Genomic DNA, 18,280 nt, shown 5'->3' with positions numbered 1-18,280 from the left:
GTACGGATGAATATGGGAGGTGTTCGGATGAAGTTGCCAATCAAGGCCCCCCCCGACGAGTGCGTAATTCTGTATCTTGTTATGTACGGAATAGTTCCGTACAATGATGCAAAGGAGGTTTTACCATGCCAACGATTGAGAAACAGCGCCGTATGGATCTAAGGCTGACCGAGCGTCAACGCCTTACTTACGAGCGCGCCGCGGCCTTGCGCGGGCAAACTCTCACCCAATGGGCCACGGCTCACCTTGACGAGAGCTCCGCACGTGACATCGCCGAGGCGTCAACAACCTATCTTTCTCCTGATGGTTTTGATGCATTTTGCGAAATGCTCGACTCACCCATGCCCCAAGCCGCAAAAGCGTTGCTCGACCGTAAAGCGATTTGGGAATGAGCACGTTTACCAAGCCCGTTCAACTCCCCGTTGGTCAAGGCATCGAGGCTTTCCACTGCGGTAATACCCTTGTAGACGGATGGGCTAAAAACAGATCAGCCTCGGCGCGAAGAAGAGGGTCGGCGGTTATATACGCATCGTATTACGACGGCGCAGTCGCCGGGTTCTATACGCTATGTACGCACTCCGTAGCTCGCGAAAATGTTGACGGAGGATGGTTCGTTCGGAACTCCCCCTCCCAAGTTCCCACAGTGTTGCTTGGAATGATGGGGGTTGATGAGAAATTCAAGGGGCTTGGTCTGGGAGCATCGTTGCTCAAAGATGCCATCGAAAACGCCTTGAAAATTTCTGCCCTAGCGGGAGCGCGAGCTTTGGTTGTCGATCCAGTAGATGATGAGGCGGCAGCGTTCTATGCGCATTTCGGCTTTGCAGCCCTACCCAGCACCAACCGAATGGCGTTGAAACTCTAGACCGCCAGCAGCATCTCCTCCAGCTCCCAGTATGTCTTAAGTTACCCTACAGATAATGACTATTGCCAAAATGTAGGGTAACTACCCAAGGCATCATACGAAGAGCTCGCTATGCCTGCCCCTACGCAACGTCCCAGGGCTGGAGCTCGCCGCCCAGGCGAACGATGCAGTCGTAGAGCACGGTGTGGCGCTCGGCCGGGTTGGCATCCCGATGAAAATGCCCGTAGTACCAGCGCTTGTAGTCCAAGCGATCTTCCAGCTCGTCGAAAAATGCCGTAAGCCGATCGACAGCTGGATAATTCCAGCCAGGTGCCGGATAGAGCGTGGGCGAGAGCATGCGCGTGGAGCAGGTGTGGGTGATCACGTAGTCGACCTTCCAGCCCACGCTATCGAGCTTTGCCCGCGCCTCCTCAAAGTTGCGCTCGCCCGGCAGCTCCTGCGGCCACCAGCTGGAATACGGGATGCGGTATTCCTTGTCCACACTCGTGGCGCCGCCCATGGTAAAGATCGTCGACCCACCGAGCTCAAAAACCTCGCCGCGCGTCAGGCGCCGTATAGGCGAGGTGTCCGACAGGCGTTGCGTCAGTCCACCGTGCCACAACTCCAGGGGGCGCTCCGCCCAATGGTCGTAGCGTTCGTGGTTGCCGTCGACGAACAGCACGGTATAGGGGCGCGACTCCAGCCAGGCGATATCGGCGCATTCCTCGGCAGAAAAATCCCACGGAAAGCCAAAGTCTCCCGCGATAATCAGATAGTCGTCGCTCGTCAGACTATCCCCAAGCTCCCAGTCGCGGAGCTTTTGCATGTCGATGCCACCGTGGACATCACCCGTCACATAAACCGTCATCGGATCACCACTTCCCTCTTATAGGCTTCGAGATCGTGCTCGATCTGCTCGTCGCCCGTGGCGTTGACCCACCACGGCCATTTAACGCAACACGCCGGCTCGTCGACCTGCGCAAACCACGACTTGAGCTCCTCCAGGCTCACCGGGGCGTAGCCGTTGGCGTCCACGCCCACGTCATAGCGCAGCAGCCCCTGCCTAAGGTTGAACGTGTTGTACGCGCCGCCGCAGCTGTGGATATGTCCGTGAAGATGCCAGCCGCCGTGCGACATGCCTTGCCAGTCGACCATGGGATAGTGGCTCAGCACGATTTTTTGGCGGTCGATCTTGAGCACACAAATGGGCGGCTCGACGATAAAAGCATCCGCCACCGCAGGCTGCGTCCAGTCTTTGTCGTGGTTGCCAGGCAGCAGATGGACGTGCTTGCATGCAATGCTCTTACGCAGCTCGTAGGCGTCTTGCACCGTCATCTTAAAGCTGAAGTCGCCCAGAATAAAAAGCTCGTCGTCCAAAGCGACCTTGCTATTAATGTTGGCGACCATGGCGTCGTTCATCTGCGCACCAGTCGACCAAGGCCTGTCGGCGAGCCGCAGCATGTTCTCGTGTCCAAAGTGGGTATCGCTGGTAAACCAGATCATGGGAACCTCCTAACGCTGTTGCCCAGAATTTCCACTCGCCGCCCCACCCTACTCATCGGTGCATCGCGCCTCAATCGGCACGATATCTTGGTAGATCAGGCGATGCTTGTCGTCGCGCCATTCATCGTCATGGTAATGGCCAAAGAACCAGGTGCGGTAGTCGAGTCGCCCGTCGAGCTCGCCCAAAAAGGCCTGCAGCGAATCGTCGTAGAACTCGCGATTGCACTCCATGCACAGCTCGTCTGCCAAATCGACCGGCGCCTCGTGAGTCACAACATAGTCGACCTTCCAGCCCACACGATCGAGCGAGGCGCGACAGTATTCCATCTCGCTCTCACTCGGCATTTCCTCGGGCCACCACGTCTTTCCCTCCCGGCGCCACTGTTTGTCATGGCTCGCGGCGCCACCCATGGCGAGCACCGTGTTCCCCGCGATGTCGAACACCTCTCCGCGCATCAGGTGCAGCACATGCGGGCGAGCCTCGTGAACGAGGCCCCCGTTCCACTCTCGGATCGGCAGCCCCGCCAGCAGATGATAGTTCTCGTGATTGCCGTCGACAAAACACGTAGTCCAGGGCTTGGACTCAAACCAGTCGAGCCAGTATTTGTCGGTGTTTGAGCCACTCCATATAAAGCCAAAGTCGCCGGCAACGATCACCACGTCATCGCGCGTCAGCGTACGGCCCAATGGCCAAACGCGCGACGAGAAGCGGCTCGCCCCGTACTCGGCAACACCGTGAACGTCTCCGGTAACGAAAATGGACATTAAGCGGCACCTCCGTGCTGTGCGACTCTAGACAAATCGATGGCAGAAATTGCGGATCAGCCCCGGCATCCGCACCCCTTAGGGCTTACCCCTCGTTCTTCCATCCAAACGGATCAAACACCCAAAAAACTAGATCGAGCACACTGTTGGCGGGCAGCATGTTGGGCAGGGCGTCTTGCCTCGCTTGAGTGCGGCCGCTAATGGTACGCTGGTTTTAATGGCGTTTTGAGGAAGGCTTTTGCACCCCGTAGAACGGTGGTAAATCTTGCCGTTCTTGGTAACGATTACCTTGATTTTTGAGACATCCACACTGCGGGGCTCGATGGGCGCGGCCACCTTTTGACGAGCCGGTGCCGTTTTCCAAGGCTTGCCTCCCGAAAAACCAGAATCGCAGAACCGATTAATATAGCCGTCAAAACACCCATCGAACAGCAATCCCGTTGCCAGGCCCGCTATGAATCCGCAGACGATCGCGGCCTCTCCTCTAATTTGCATATATCCCTCCTTAATCGCTCTTGAAGAAAAGGGCGGCGCGCGCCGCATGGAGCCTCATCACCCCCTACGGTACGCGCCGAAAATGGTCCGCAGCCCCTTCTGTCCCTAACGGGTCAGCTGGCGGCGCTTATCGGACAGGAAGACACCGGCGGCCACCAGGACCGTGCCGCCGATCACGAAGGTCTCACCCAGCAGCTCGGACGCATCGCCCGTGGCGGGCATCGCCGTCTGCCAAGTCGTGGCCTCGGTCTTTGCCTCCGCATGCTTGGCCTGGTACGTCACTTGCGTGACGGGCTGGGTCTGCTCGCCGTTTCCGCGGTCGGCGGCCTCTTGGCGAGCGATCTCGGCGTTAAGCTCGGCAATAGCCTGGTCGAGCTCGACCTTGGCGGCGGTGTAGTTGGCGAGCGCCTCCAAGTATGCCGGCGCCACGGCATCCGTCGCAGCCACGGCGTCATCGAGTTCGGCCTTGGCGGTCGCGGCACGCTCGGCGGCATCGTGGGCCGCAGCGATCTTGGCGTTAAGTACCTCGTCCGCATCGTCAGTGCTGCCGTTGACAATGGCTTCGGCAATATTGATTCTGCGCAGGCGGGCAACCGCGGCGGCAGAGGCGTCGCGCGCGACAGTCGCATCCACCACGGCATCGTCAGCCTCCACCACGTCATACTCGGCATCGCTCACGGCCATCGCCGCTGCATCGAGCGCGGCATCGGCAGTCGCTTTGTCCCCAGTGGCCTTGGCAAGTGCTGCGGCGGCATTCTTAAGCTGAGAGGCGCGGGCGGCAGCTGCATCAGATTTTGCCTGAGCCGTTGCCACGACGGCGTCGGCATCGCTTGCAGCCCGCTGCGCCATATCGAGCTCCACCTGAGTGGCAGCAGCATCGATGCCTGCCTGATCGGCATCGCCTTGGGTGGCAAGAAGTTCGGCCTCCGCCTCGCGCTGATTGGCACGCGCGCTTTCGAGTGCAGACGACGCCGCATCAAACGCACGCTGAGCAGCGGCGATATCGGCTGAGTACGCCGCTAGCTCATCCTGGGCCGCGGCAAGTGCATCCCGTTTGTCGCCAACACCGGCACGAGCGGCGTCCAGTGCGCGCTTGGCAGCAGCCACCTTGCCCTTGGCAATGTCGAGCTCGCCAGACTTGGCGGCCACGGCGTCCTGCGCTGCCGCAACAGCGGCGTTGGCAGCGCTCAAATCGGCGCGGGCATCGCTGACGGCACGCGCGGCGGCGTCAGCTGCAGCCTGCTTTTGCGCCACGGCAGCCTGGGCCTCCGAGGCCTTGGTTGCCGCGACATCAACGTTAGCGGCAGCGCGCTCAACCTGGGTTTGCTTTGCTGCAACGGCCTGCGATGCTGCACTCACCTTGCTGCCGGCATCGTCGGCAACGCCCTGCGCCACAGCAAGCTCCTTGCGTGCCGCATCCACGCCCTGCTCGGGATTTGCCAACGAGTCACACCACGCATTCAACGCAGCCTCATACTCTGCAACCGTCATCGGATTGAGGTTATACGGCTTATACCATTGACCAGAATATACAAATGTTTGCGCCTGTGTACTCCCGTACAGCGTCCCTCGCGTGCAAACGCCCATGCCCGTCACGGTGTAATCGGGGTTGATCACGTTGATGTAATGTCCGACCGAAGGGTTTGGTCCACCGTGCAGTGCGGCGTAGTTATCAATCTGGGAGCTATGCGCTGTATAGAAATCGTAAGCGGCCTTTCCCGTAAGGCCCGACGCGCCCAGCGAGGCGGCGGCAGCATCAAAGATGGCCTTCTCCTGATCGACCCACTGCTTAAACGGATTGCTTCCGTAGTTCCACGCCACATTCTCGCCCACGTTAAACTGCTGAGCGTGCGCGACCTTCGTATCGGAGAAGTTCGCGTCGGCGATGGCGGTCGCCATCATGGCATATGTCACCTTGAGCTCGCCTAGGCCAACGCTTGCGCGATACTCGTTGCACGCTTTGAGCCACACAACCGCCTGCTTCATATTGGTCAGGCTCGTCGCGTCGACTTCCTCGCCCACCTTGTTGTAGCCAGCGAGTTTGCAGTTGAGGATGATATCCGCCGCATCGTCGGCACCCACACTCTTAAAGAATGCGATGGCACCCTGGCGGTAGTTCTCCGCCGATGCATTCGCCGTTGCCTGCGCGGCATCGAGCTTGGCCTGGGCCTGAGCCACAGCTTGGTCGGCCTGCCGCTTTTGGGCCTTCGCTTGATCGAGCGCCTTATCGGCAGCGTCTTTCTCGTCCTTGGCTGCCGAGAGCTTGGCCTGGGCATCGGCCAACTCCGTAAGCGCGGAGGCATGATCGGCCTTAGCCTGGTCAAGGGCGGCATCGGCTGCCGTCTTGGCGGCAGCAGCGTCATCCAACTTGGCCTGGGTAGCGGCAGCAGCCTGTTGCTGAGCGGCGAGTGTCTGCTGAGCAGCCTGCACCTCGCCCTCGACGGCAGCCACCTCTTGCTCGACGGCAGCAAGCTCGCTCTCGCGCTGCGACTGCGTGGCCTTGGCGGCCGTTAGCGCCTCGGACGCAGCGGTCACCTTTGCCTTGGCGGCCTCGTACTCTGGGCCCGCAGCGCCCTGCTCGGCTCGGTCCAGATCGGCCTTGGCCGCGTCATAGCTCGCCTGCGCGGCATCCACATCCGCATCTGCCGCGGCCTTTGCCTGCTGAGCTGTCGAAAGCTTGCCCTGTGCGTCCTGCCGCTTGGCAGCGGCGTCAGCAGCAGCGACCTGAGCATCCGAGAGCTTAGCCTGCACATCAGCTGCCGACTGCTTTGCCTGCTCCAAATCACTCGCGGCCTGCTCTGCGGCAGCCTGGGCGGCGGCTACGGCCTCGGGCGTGGCATCGGATGCAGCAGCCTGTGCGGCCTCAAACGCAGACTGGGCATCGGCAGCCGCCTTCTGGGCGACAGCCAGGGCTTCGTCCTTGTCCGTCAGGCTCCTCTTGGCGGCATCAAGCGCAGCCCGAGCGTCCTCAAGCGCCTTGACGTCAAGATCGGCCTTATCCTGCGCGGCACCCATCTGCTTTTCCAGCTCGGCCGAGGCAGCAGAAGCCGCGCTCTTGCTCGCATCGCAAGCCGCGTCATAGACACCCTGCGCCTGCTGCTGGTTGACGGCGGCAGCATCGTAGGGAGCAGCAGCCGCTTCCAGATCGGCCTTGGCGGTAGCAGCCTTGGCGCGCGCCGCATCAACTGCAGCCTGCAGATCGGCGACCTTTTGCGCCGCAGACACGGCGCCCACGCCAGCACCGGCGGCCGCAGCGCTCGTCAGCGGCGACATCACCGCAGCCGTTGCGCCCGCGGCGCCAATGCCATCCGCACCCTGCGCCGCCGCGGTCAGAGGCGACAGCAGCGAGCCGCCCGTCATGGCAATCGTCGCCGCAGCAACCGTCGCCACGCGCCCAGCCGCCCTGGCCTTACCCAAGGCCTTGCCGTTCATGTCCTTGTTCATGTTCTTGCTCATTGCCGATTCCTTCCCACGGTGAGCCGTTGTTTGACACAGATAGTCGATCCAACTTGCCCCATTAAAAAGAGGTGATAACGGGGTAATTAAATTGAGCGATTTGAATCGCGGCGAACCTGGCATTCGCAAAAGCCAAACTCATAGTTCCGCTCGCGCTCAATCTCATCCAAATACTCGAGATCTTCGCCACTTGGCGCCTCTTCACCTAGGCATACAGGCCAGTTCTCTGTGCGAGAACGGTCAGTACGGCCATAAATGGTCTCGAGATTAATGAAATCGATATTGCCGTTGTTAAAGGAGAAATTGCTGGTGCTCATGCTCAAATCCCGTCCACATAAACTCAAATTGCTGTGCTTGGCCTCTTTTAGAGACCCCATCTCATACGCTATGACTGTAGTATATGCACTCTGCTTGCATGTTGCAAGAACATTTTTATTTTTCTAGCGCTTATAGCTAATCTGTTTCCTCTGTTTCCTCACGAGCAAATACCAGGCTCCCCCGCCGCGCCCTCACGCGCGGCACATTCGTTGAGATACTTCACCGGAATCGGCCACCTGGAGGGAGCTCCGTGGCGCGAAAGCCCCACATTGACCAGCTGAACCAGCAGCTCGGACAGATCGTCGCCTTCGAGCACCTCAATCGAGCGCACATGAATCGCCGTCGCCAGGTCCTCCTTGGTGCCGTTGTTGACGCCCACAAAGTAGCAGGTCATCCCTGCACGTTCAAACGTTCCAATGCCGTAATAGGGCGAGTTGTAGCTTTCGAAAAACTCCTTCTTACGGCCCGCTTTGCCCGTAAGCTGGTAATCGCGCACCAAGGTCGCAAAGTTGTTAGAGAAGGTCGTCAAGCCCGTTTCGCGCACGCGCGCGAGCATAGACTGTCCACCTGCCCGCACGTCAAAGATATAGGCATCCTTGTCGAGCTTGCCGTCGGCCGTCAACAGCTCAAGCTCTATCTCGTCCACGGGACCATCCTCGATGGAATGCGAGGTGTAGTCCATGGCCCCGTCAGCACCAATCGTTAGCGTTGCAAGGCGCGCATCCAGCTCAATCTTGTCTTCCTCTTTACGCGGAACATTGACCACGCCGCAGACCGTCACCGACTCAACGCCAAAAGAGCCAAGGTCAAACGCCTGCATCCGTCCGTCGACGACGTTCTGCTTTACCAGCAGCTCTTTGAGCATGGCTCCCAGGATTCCCTCCTGTGCGCCCCGTACCTTTGTATTCGGCATCGCCTTAACCAGCGGCTCGCACACATCCGGCGTCACATGCTGCTCCACCACGCCAGCGTGCAGAGCATAGCCATCGTCCTCGGCGACCTCGTTGGCTACCACAACGATATTCCACGCCAGCGGATCAACAGCCCTGCCGCCATACGACGCGCGCACGCCCCACGAGGAATCGTTGAGCCGATCGGCCAACTGGCGCGCTACCCTATCAAGCCCGTCACCCGCGAACGAAACCACAACCCGCCGCCCCAACGAACGCTCCGCAACCACATGGGCGTATCGGTCGCTTTTCAGAACCTCGTAGAAGCTCTTGCGCGGATACTCCCTGAGCGATATCTGGACAAAATCGCTGTACCGACGCTCAAGAATCTGCAGCTCTCGGTACAGGATTCCCTTCTTGGTATAGGCGACCTTTTCCGCCTGGGCAGAAAACGTAAGGTCACGGCGTTTGGACGGCTTATCGCCCTTGGCACGGCGCAGGATATACTCATCGCTTTGTCCGTGAGCCAGCACCACCGTAGCCACAGGCGACAGCCTGTAACCCACCTGGCTGTTGATCTTCTCGAGTTCCAGCTTGTCGCCTGCCGCACGACCGATGAGCACCCGCCGCTTGGCAAACGTTCGGATCTTAAGTTCAAAGGTGCAGTCCTCGTTGATAACAGTCTCGACCGTCTCAATCTTGGCAGGGCCCGTTCCTGCTTCCTCAATGGCGTCGCGGCGGTCGCCCTTGGCACTAATGACATACAGGTGTCCCGTGTCATTGGGAATCTCGTCCTCGACCCCCTCAAACTGCGAGCAAGAGTTGAATAGCAGGCGCAACACGACGCAATCTTCCAGCTCGTCCCAATGAGTTTTAATCGGAACCATTTGCTCATGGGCGAGCGGGGCGTTAAGGTCGCCCGTCTGCGCGCCCGCCTTGACCATCAGAAAGACGCGGTTGTCCTCGAGCTGGGTGAGCGCCACGACCTTGCCCGTCTGGCACACATCGGCCATAAAGTCCGCCACGGCATGCTTGCCTGCATCGCCAACGTTGCACCAAAAGACCGAGTAGCGCTTCTCGGCAGCCGCGGCATCGAGCTGCAACACAAGCTCGGACACAGCGATGTCTCCCAGGCCACACGGCTGGTTATGCTTCGATTGCACGGCCGATCGCCTCCATCATCTCCAGACTGATTGCTCCATCAGCTGCCATATAGGGGAAGGAGTAGACCATCCCCTCGTCATCGATTGTCTTTTGGCGGAGCTCCAGCGCCGCTTCATCGGCCAAAACATTGACGATCAACAGGCGCTTCGCCCCAACTTTTTGGGCCTTGGCCTTAAAGCGCTCGGCATCCGTGGCATCGCCGCCGTTGCGCCTGTAGGCCTCATAGGCGCCGATACGATAGTGCTTAAAGTCGATCCACACCCCGGTCTTGTTGCCGGCGGCATCGAGCACCTCAAAATCGCCGCCTGTCTCGGCATGGGCCGCATCACCACGAGTAAGCGAATAACACCCGTCGTAATACGCCTCAAAGATGGCCCTGCCGGCAGACTCGCCCAGCTCTCCAAGGTATACCGCTTGGAACATATAGGGCGTCATGTGCACCGTCGCCGCCGGCTGCAACGTCGTAGGCACCCCGTCGCGCGACCAGCGCTCGCGCACCTCGCGAATTGAGAGCAGCTCGGACACACGAGCAGCCATCTGGCTTACCTGGCGAACCTTCGCGCCCTTTAAGCCCTCGTTATAGCGGCAGCGCTCCTCCAGGCGGGCAGCAATCTGCTCGACAGGTTCACCCTCATAGCTGGGAAACTCAAAATGCGGCACCTTACACGCTCCGCCCTGCGCATACGCATAGCCACTCGCGGCAAACGGCATGTGCAGTGCGGTGCTTTTGCGCGCAGGATAGCTTGCGAGGTCCTCCCACGGCAGGCAAAAATGATGCAGATAAAAGTCGCGCTCGCCATCGAAGGCGGCCAGATCTTCCTCGCGCGCATCGAGGGAGGTAACCTTCCATGCCAGCTTTTCGTGCTTCTCTTTCGCCAGGTTGTTCCTAAAGGCAGCAAGGTTCTGCTGTTTGTTAGCAGCGTGCTGCTTCTTGTCCGCCATGTGATTGTTGACAGCCGCACAGGCGCCAACAACCTGCTCCAGCTCGTAGCCCATCGGCAAATCGTGCAGGAACGAAAAGTCGCAATCGCCGGCGATTTTGCGGTCGAGCATTACCTGCACGTGCGGCATCTTTACGCTCGTGCGCATCAGGCGGCCCACGGCCTGCGCCACAATGCGAGCACCTTCGACCTGATAAGAGAGGGTATTGCGAACCGGCAGATTCCGTTTGGTGCCAGACAGCAGCAGCCGTACGTTATGACGCTTTTCGGTAAACGGGACCTCTCCGCGCGCCACCAGCTCTTCCTGTTCAACCACACCTGTCAACGCCTGCTGAACAAACGTCGCCGAGCTAATCTCGACTTCCGACGTCAGACGGCTCGTAGGCGACTCAATGTACAGAAAGTCCAGGTCCATCTTGGGACGGCGGTCGGCATCCTCGAAGCCGCAATCAACCTGTCGTACCGTGCGACACAAACTTTCCGGTACCTTGTATTTAAGATTCTTGGAAAAGCCACCGGCCGACAAATTGATGAGCATAAGGGTTGGCCGGCCCATCTCGAGACGGTTTTGAGCGTCACCCCAACCGATATCCCATTCTGCAGCGTTAAAGCACGGCACCATACCCTTGGCCTCCTTGAGCGACTCCTCGTACGACGCCTCGGGGCACTTAACGTTCCGAATCACCAGCTCGGCAACGATTTCTCGGGCAAGGTCCAGCGCCAAGCTATTAAAGTCGCCATGGTTTCCCATGTGGCGCGTCGTAAAGATGGCTCCTGCCTGATGCTCGTTGCGTGCAACGCCACGTGCCCAGGTGCTCACGGCAACGAGTGTCTTGCTTAGACGCTTCAATTCAAACTCGATGCTCTTGACGTCGCTTGTGCCCACCCTGTCGGCGATCTTTAAACGCAGACGCACCGCAAGCCCTTCACTTACGCCGACCTGGTCAAAGAACTCCATCACGCGCTCGTACGTCTCGTCGGGCGATACGATGGCCCCACCAAAGGCGCCGCCGGCCAACGCAGCCATACCGGCAAGATTCTTGTCTTCGTCAACCCAAGCAACGTCAACGTCGTACGTCTTTGCCGCCTGCTTGTTAAACAGCTTGGTCTGTCGCACGATCTCTTGGTTGAGCTCGCCAATCCACGTATCCTTGCGGACCACGCCGTGAACCTCATCGAGGTAATCCAGGTTAAAGTTCTTTACGGTCGATGCGCTCCAAGTTGCGCTCATGCACACGCAGGGCGCATTGGCAGCAATGGAGGCCAAGTACGCCTCGGGCATGCGCTCAATGCCATGGCTGGTTAGGTGCGTGGTAAATATGTGGTCGAGCGTGGTTTCCATCACCAGGTAGCCGACGCCGCGCGCATACATCGAGTCATCGGCTGCATCAATATCGTCGTTCTTACGGTTCTTAAAGAACAGCGCCATCATTAACGAATCCCAAAAATACTTCTCGTTGGTCTGATCGTTCCTAATGCCCAGCGCATCGATGATGTTCTTGCGCGAAAGATCGTCTTTGTACGAAATGCTGCCGTAATACAGGCTGTCCATAAGCGCAGCGCAGCGGCCGAGATGACCCACCACCATCCTGACGATACCGCGAGCTCGGCGCACCGCCTTGTTGACTGTTGGCTGTCCATTCGCCCCATGAGCCGTAATCATATTGTGGGTACCGTTCTTATTGAGCTTGTAACGCAACGGGTTTATCGAGTTGTCGTCCACCGAGATATCGTCACTGCCAAACAGATGTCGACCGAAGAGTTGCCCTTCTTTCGCCTCATCAGACAGCGCAAAAGGCAGACGTAGCTTCATCTCCTTAATGCAAGAGGCAAGCGCCTTTTGAATATTCTCGGCATCCTTTGCGATTTCTTCGGCAGCTCCCTTTACGCTCGCTCGCGAAACCCTGTTCCTCTCGGCATTCGACCCCTTGTGATCACCCGACGTGGAAGCGTGCGTGTAGACCGCCATCCATTGGTCTCGATTTCCTAGCAGCAAGGGGTCCACCACGCCGCCGTTAAAATGACGATCAAGGATGCGCAGCACCTCATCCGGCTGAAACGTCACGGGGTCGTCCGTCAGCGTCGACAGCATATCGGACTTCATATGATCGATTTCGTCAAAGATAAACATGCTCTTCTCGGCGGCTGACGCATTAAAAAGCACAACTCTCGCACCGGTCACCGTATCAATTGTGTTGACGAGCTTTTGAGGCGTGCACGCAATCACATGCGGCATGCTCTCGTCGTTGAGTAGCGCAGATGGCCAAATCTGAGGGATTATCTCCATGCCACGCGTGATGTTTTTAAGCTCGCAACTCACTGCCCAACGCAGGCTCGCATCAGCTAACGACAGCTTGTCCCGCAGGCTGGGGGTCAGACGATCGACAACACTTCCCAGGCGTCTCCTTGTGTCAAGGATGCCCAAAAGGTCATCGGCGACCTCCATAGCGTTACGCCATGCCCGCTTAATGACGCGATAAGAGTGCTCGTCATCTGCTTCGATGGGACACGGAATTTTTCGCACACCCACGGCACCCTTGCCGCGGGTGGCCTCGATCCAATGCAGGATGTTCTCGCCCGCGCGCGGAAGATCGAACACCATGCGCGCCGCATCTTTGGAATCCATACCCTGATCAACCAGCAGTTGGCGCACGTTTGCAACATAGTTGTCGCGGTTGTCCTTGCCCGGCACCACAAACACCAAGGTACGGCGGCCGGGGCATTTGTTAAAACACCCCGACTCATCCCAGCCGCCGGCAATTAGATCGGCCGTGACCTGCTCGGCCGTGTAGTTTTTACCCGAGCCCGTCGTGGCGCCCAAAAAGTACAGGCCGTTGTTGTCCTGGTCCTTGGGGGCAAACAGCGCACGCTCAAAAAACTCGCGCATCGCCTTTTGGCGCGCAAGATAGGGAGCAAGCTCCTTGTCGCCCGCAGACGACGGATTCAATTGGCAGTTCAGCTCCCACGTAGCCATGGTCAAACCTCCGATTTAGTTGTTGCATGTGTTGAATACCATCCCGTGCGGACAAAAACTCACGCAGGGCGGTTGAGGTGGCGGCGTCCATGCCGCCTGAAAAAAGAAAGAAAGGAAAGAGAGACAGTCGGCGATTACTCGCACGAAGCGAGCAACTTCTTAAGATCGCACTCCAATACCTCGCGTTCTTCAGCGTCAATCACTACAAGGGCGACACGCATCAGGGACACCTCGCACGGAGACTCGCTTGCACAGTTATCTCCCAAAGATCCCCGAAGCATGACCGTGCCTGTTCCCGGGCAAGCGGAACAGGAGCGCTATGCCCAAGAGTACGAAGCAAAACAGCGCGCCTACGAGGACGCCCTTAAGCAGGCGGAACATTACGCCGCGAGTAAGGAAACAATGTAGCAACTAGGGTCGGTAGGCTGTCCGGTCTTTTCCGACAGCCTACCGATCAGGCGCGCCGTTCAATGCAGCGGCTAGAGATTCTCATCAGACTTCGAACTGGCCCTGGCCGCTTCTTCGTCCTCAATCAATTTCCTGACCGCTGAATAGGCGTCATACGTAGCGTCTTCAATCTTATCCAGGGCTTCTGGATCATGCATGCACCCGCCCTCCTGGAGTTTCTGGATCAAAAACCAGGCAGCAGTGAGCAGGTTGTCAACATCCTCAACATCCAACTGATCAATCGAATACGCACTATCGTGGAGCTCCAGCAAATATGAACTGGCGACGCGGATGGCCTTACTTACATATGGCTCAAGGTCGTATTGGGGGTAGCGGGCATCGAGGGCCGTTAACGGATCGGTCGGCTCAACCCAATAGAGCATCGTTGCGCTCTCGCGCTTCTCCAGCGGATACTGCTCGACCGCCTTTTCCCAGCTTACATACCAGGGATTGTCGTCCTTGTCTGCAAGCGATTTGCAGTAAAAAAGTGCCGTAGCAGCACTTGCGCAAGAATAGTAATGGCGCGCCCTGCTCTTCTTGAACTCATCGTTCAGCTCATCGTTGTAAAACAGCTCCGCCTCCATGACCAGGAACGGACCATCCTCATCCGTAATGCTCATGGGATAGTTGTTACGCTCATAGTCCGGATACATTTTGTCTCCAATCAACCGTTCGGACACATTAACAAGCAATATCGAACCCGCGCTCACGCGGAGAGTTGTCACCATCGCGCCAATCTGCAAGTTTTTCTCATCGCGTGAAAAGAGCTTGCGATTCTTGCATGTTTTTCTCACGTCGTGACAAGAACTTGCATGGTCGCCCCGCTAGCTGCGCCACGAGGCAGCAAGGATAACGGGAATCCCGGCAAGGCACACCGCCAAGGCGACGGCTCCGAGCGCGAGCACGATGGCCACGCTTACGACGACATAGGCCACGGCAATGAAGGTCAGTGCCAGCAGGCAGGCAAGCAGTTCGGCCACGTAGCACAACACCAGGTTCGAGCTCGCGCGCTTCAGCAGGACGTCGGCGAGGCGGACAAGCTCGATAGCGAAGCCGCTGCCGAAATTGCGTCCGGGGCCCTTGGCAAGGAACCACTTGAACAGGCACATCAGGGCGCAGCCCAGCATGATCATGATGGAAACGGCCCATACATTGTGCCCCGACTCAACAAGGCTCTGGTCACCCATCGCGCTGCCGTTGATGAGCCAACTCGTTCCATAGCCCATGAACAGCATCGCCAGCAGCAGGCAGGCGCTCAGCGCGGCGAGAGAGCGCGACACGCGCCCGCTGAACACCGGAGCCTCGCAGCTGAGTCCAAGGCCCTCGCGAACGCGCCAGGCGGCATGGTAGGCAGGGTAGGCCGCGATGAGCGCGGCCACGAGCAGCGACGCCCAATCGGACCCGGGCACAGCCGACGCGTACTCCGCAATCGCGGAGATGGAGAAGGCAGCATGGAACGACTCGTTCAGGAACAGCGCGACCTCGCCCTTCCAGACGCAAAACGGGGCGGCGACGGAGGCGGTGCCGGCAGCGGCAACCGCGGCAACGGCAACGAGCAGCGCGCCCTGCACGAGTTTGACGACCTCGCCTCTGGCGGTGCGGGGCGCAGACTCAACGGCGCTGGACGAAATTTGAATAGAAGTGTTCATGATTTTCCTTTCAACAGAAATCAAACCGGAATCGCCGGCAACTAGGATGCAGCCTCTAGTCGGCTCCGATTAGAGATTGTTCGCCCCCATTGATACCAAGTCGTGCGGACACATTAACAAGCGATATCGAAACCGCGTCCACGTGGAGAGTTGTCGTCCTCAATCCATTCGAGCCCGACGCACTCATCGATCCCTGCATCGGGGACTGACGACCATCTAAACTCGAAACCAAGCTGGTCAAGCTCATCGACTCGCCCACGGATCACTCCGTAAACATCCAACGCATTCTCGAAATCCTCCGAAGACGCGTAGCCTCGCTCGCGCTGCTTGCGCATCTGATGCAAGCGACCCATGGCGGCGGCGATAATCTCGCGAAGAGCGATAACCTCGCGCTCGCACACATCGATGTTTCCTTCGTTGAGCTTGATGCAATCGGGCATAACGGCCTCCCTGGTTTTAAGCCTTTTCGCTTGACTCCATTGAACAGCCGCGAACAGCCGCGTAATATGACTTTTATCGCGTTTTAAATTTTGGCTGTTTGGAGCATCGATGCTTGAGTCCGAAAAAGAACCATTTAGCTGGGGTTTTGAGGCTGGCTTTCTTCGCTCCCCCGTCAATCCCCGTATGCTTCTTCTTAACAGGACGCCAGAGATTGATTGCGCCGGTGACGGAAGCACATCCGGCAATGCAAGCGCATGGAGTCTCGTCTCCATAGCCAACGATCTATTACGCGTCGACTTAAGCTCGCTTTTCAACGAGATTGGGAACCACTTTCGTGAGCGAGCAGAACTTCGCTTTTATATCGATTTGCAGAACGCCATTCGACAGCCCCCTGCCGCTCCTCACCATGTGCAACACACCTCGATAGACTCCGCATCCGAGCCAGACCATGACGACTGGCTCGATCCAGACGATCCCGACCAAGAGCCCACCCAAGCAGAATTGAACGAAGCTGAAATCACTATCAACCTTCAAAAACAAAAGGAACGCGACCTCGATTTCTTTGCTCCGATATTCGACGAAGCCATTACAAGCCATGCACACGGAGAGATTTCCGGCATGGCCAGATATCTCCTTGAAAATGTCTGTAGACAGTGTGCCATGAACATCACGGCGATTCCCGACTATCGCTATTACAGCTGCTGGATGTACAACAACGCTATTGAGTGCGACGAGATCAACCGCCTGTACCGCGCGGTGATTACAACATCGGACCAACTCAACAAGCAAGAAATGGCGTCCCTCTTCAGCTCCTATCTCCAGCTCGAGTCGAACGACATGAGCATTAACGCTACCAACGGCGAGACTGATCTAACAGCACCAGTGCCGTATGACCGCGACAATCCTATACGCAACTTTCCCAAGGCGAAATCTCAGATAGAAACAGCTTGCGTCTGCACCAATATCGATCTCTTTCGAGCGCTTCTCATTGTTTTTTATCAGGAATGTCTGGAGCTTACCCCGCTGCTTAAAAACACCGAGGCACCTAGCCTGCTCGCGCAAAACGAAGAGTTTTTCCCAGCCGCCATCAAAACAAGCGACCCGCGACAATTCCGATTATTCGATGAGCAGCTGCCAGCAATCATCCGCTTTGGCGAAGCTTTTGTATACGCAGCCAAAAAACACTTGCCCGGAAACGAAACGGCTCAAAAGCTCGAAGAGCATTTGAATGGAATAAAGCGCATGAATAGCGCCCCCTTTATGCAGGCGTTTCGTAAAAACTATCTCGAAGCTATGCGCGAGAACCAGATCTTCGCAAATGGAGACTTCCATACGCATGCAGAGCTTAACGACCAGGAAAACCTCAATAGGCTCGTTGGGCTTCAAGCCGTTATTTCAAAGGCAGGAGAGCTCTACTTCACCGAAGAGGAATGGTCCTTTGCAAGCCTTTATGCCCGCATCCTTCACGAGCTGCTGCTGTGCGGCATTATGCCGATAGCATGCCAAACCTGCGGTTCGCTCTTTTTTCCAACTGGTCCCAACAGCAAGTACTGCGACCGATATAGCGAGGAGACCAAGCTCTACTGCAACCCGCGATATAACGCCAAAAAACATCTTGGTCGCAAATCGCCCCGCGATGTCGCGCTCAATATGCAGAGAAAAGCCGATACGGCGTATAAAAATGGCCTAGCGGATTGTGCCCACTATTTTGAGCGTCTTGGCAACTTTGTCCTCAATGGCATTGGTCCAACATACCAAGCGAGTGACCTTATTTCCGACGAGCTCTATTCAACATGGCTGTCTATCGTCAACCAGCCCAATTGCAGGACAGAAATCAAACGACCGGATAGAATCGGCTTTCCATACTCTGTAATGTGGTACGGAGTCGTCCGCGATGGCAATCGTTATGTTCGAGTCGAGTTTTCCGGAGCCGAGTACCCAGCGCTTTTTGAACGTTTGGGCCAACTTGCCGAAAGCCCACAATCAAAATGCACGTTGGATTTCAAGGGGCCCGGCGAGCACCCATACAGCTCCTGGCATATCAAGTTGTACAAGTTGCTGGAGATCATTGCGCAGATAAATAACGCCGATCAGATGACAAAACCCATTCCATTGCTTGGAATTGATGAGCCCGAGCGTGTCTCAACCGACCTGACGGTTCAGGACACTTGGAACACGCCCGACGCATGTGTCTGCAGTACCGGCATGATCGATGACCTCAGCTTTACCGTGTATACAAAGGGATATGACCCGGAAAAGCAGAACTGAACCGGTCGACATGTGCAAGGGCTGCATGCGGAAGCGCCGAAGGGCAGACCGCTAGTAATAAAACAGAACCGATGAGCGCATAGGTCTCATACGCTGGAGCAACAGCAACGGCGACTTTCACGGTATTC

14 protein-coding genes are annotated in these 18,280 nt (G+C 57.6%); 3 read left to right on the top strand and 11 right to left on the bottom strand.

Annotation, left to right across the window (positions count from 1 at the left end; translation table 11 throughout):
• Positions 1–125: 125 nt before the first annotated feature.
• A complete protein-coding gene (locus DWW12_RS06030) occupies positions 126–392 on the top strand; it encodes a DUF1778 domain-containing protein (RefSeq protein ID WP_089572439.1) in 267 nt (88 codons plus the stop codon).
• Positions 389–862, top strand: a complete 474-nt coding sequence (locus tag DWW12_RS06025; RefSeq protein ID WP_117855470.1) for a GNAT family N-acetyltransferase — start codon at positions 389–391, stop codon at positions 860–862. Before DWW12_RS06030 ends, DWW12_RS06025 begins: the two co-directional genes overlap by 4 nt.
• A 121-nt stretch (positions 863–983) precedes the next feature.
• Here the strand turns inward: DWW12_RS06025 and DWW12_RS06020 are convergent, their stop codons facing one another.
• The 11 genes from DWW12_RS06020 to DWW12_RS05980 form a co-directional block, all read right to left on the bottom strand.
• Positions 984–1,709 carry a metallophosphoesterase gene (locus tag DWW12_RS06020; protein WP_089572441.1) on the bottom strand — a complete coding sequence of 242 codons (726 nt, stop codon included), beginning with the start codon at positions 1,707–1,709 and terminating at the stop codon, positions 984–986.
• Positions 1,706–2,344 carry a hypothetical protein gene (locus tag DWW12_RS06015; protein ID WP_117855469.1) on the bottom strand — a complete coding sequence of 213 codons (639 nt, stop codon included), beginning with the start codon at positions 2,342–2,344 and terminating at the stop codon, positions 1,706–1,708. Before DWW12_RS06015 ends, DWW12_RS06020 begins: the two co-directional genes overlap by 4 nt.
• A gap of 48 nt (positions 2,345–2,392) precedes the next feature.
• Complete coding sequence (locus DWW12_RS06010; RefSeq protein WP_117635618.1) at positions 2,393–3,109, bottom strand: metallophosphoesterase; 717 nt, start codon at positions 3,107–3,109, stop codon at positions 2,393–2,395.
• 129 nt (positions 3,110–3,238) lie between these two features.
• On the bottom strand, positions 3,239–3,604 hold the full coding sequence (locus tag DWW12_RS09760) for a hypothetical protein (RefSeq protein WP_147345473.1): 366 nt from the start codon (positions 3,602–3,604) through the stop codon (positions 3,239–3,241).
• 105 nt (positions 3,605–3,709) lie between these two features.
• Entirely contained in the window at positions 3,710–7,060 is a 3,351-nt protein-coding gene (locus tag DWW12_RS06005) for a CAP domain-containing protein (protein ID WP_158564417.1), read from the bottom strand.
• 86 nt (positions 7,061–7,146) lie between these two features.
• Positions 7,147–7,377 carry a hypothetical protein gene (locus DWW12_RS09755; RefSeq protein ID WP_117797533.1) on the bottom strand — a complete coding sequence of 77 codons (231 nt, stop codon included), beginning with the start codon at positions 7,375–7,377 and terminating at the stop codon, positions 7,147–7,149.
• Positions 7,378–7,535: 158 nt separating this feature from the next.
• The gene (locus DWW12_RS06000) at positions 7,536–9,431 is read right to left on the bottom strand and encodes a hypothetical protein (protein WP_117855467.1); all 1,896 of its coding nucleotides are present in this window, start codon (positions 9,429–9,431) and stop codon (positions 7,536–7,538) included.
• On the bottom strand, positions 9,415–13,347 hold the full coding sequence (locus DWW12_RS05995) for a hypothetical protein (protein WP_117855466.1): 3,933 nt from the start codon (positions 13,345–13,347) through the stop codon (positions 9,415–9,417). The genes DWW12_RS06000 and DWW12_RS05995 overlap by 17 nt, the downstream gene beginning before the upstream one ends.
• A 479-nt stretch (positions 13,348–13,826) precedes the next feature.
• A complete protein-coding gene (locus DWW12_RS05990; protein ID WP_117855465.1) occupies positions 13,827–14,588 on the bottom strand; it encodes a hypothetical protein in 762 nt (253 codons plus the stop codon).
• A gap of 30 nt (positions 14,589–14,618) precedes the next feature.
• Entirely contained in the window at positions 14,619–15,443 is an 825-nt protein-coding gene (locus DWW12_RS05985; RefSeq protein WP_117855464.1) for a hypothetical protein, read from the bottom strand.
• Between the two features lie 113 nt (positions 15,444–15,556).
• Positions 15,557–15,883 carry a hypothetical protein gene (locus DWW12_RS05980; protein WP_117855463.1) on the bottom strand — a complete coding sequence of 109 codons (327 nt, stop codon included), beginning with the start codon at positions 15,881–15,883 and terminating at the stop codon, positions 15,557–15,559.
• A 109-nt stretch (positions 15,884–15,992) separates the two neighbouring features.
• Between DWW12_RS05980 and DWW12_RS05975 the strand changes: the two genes are divergently transcribed.
• A complete protein-coding gene (locus DWW12_RS05975; RefSeq protein ID WP_147345471.1) occupies positions 15,993–18,152 on the top strand; it encodes a hypothetical protein in 2,160 nt (719 codons plus the stop codon).
• The last annotated feature ends 128 nt before the right edge of the window (positions 18,153–18,280 follow it).

The organism is Collinsella sp. AF14-35 (assembly GCF_003464565.1).
GTDB lineage: Bacteria > Actinomycetota > Coriobacteriia > Coriobacteriales > Coriobacteriaceae > Collinsella.
The sequence above is the reverse complement of the archived record's forward strand: the minus strand, read 5'-3'. Positions and strand labels throughout refer to the sequence as shown.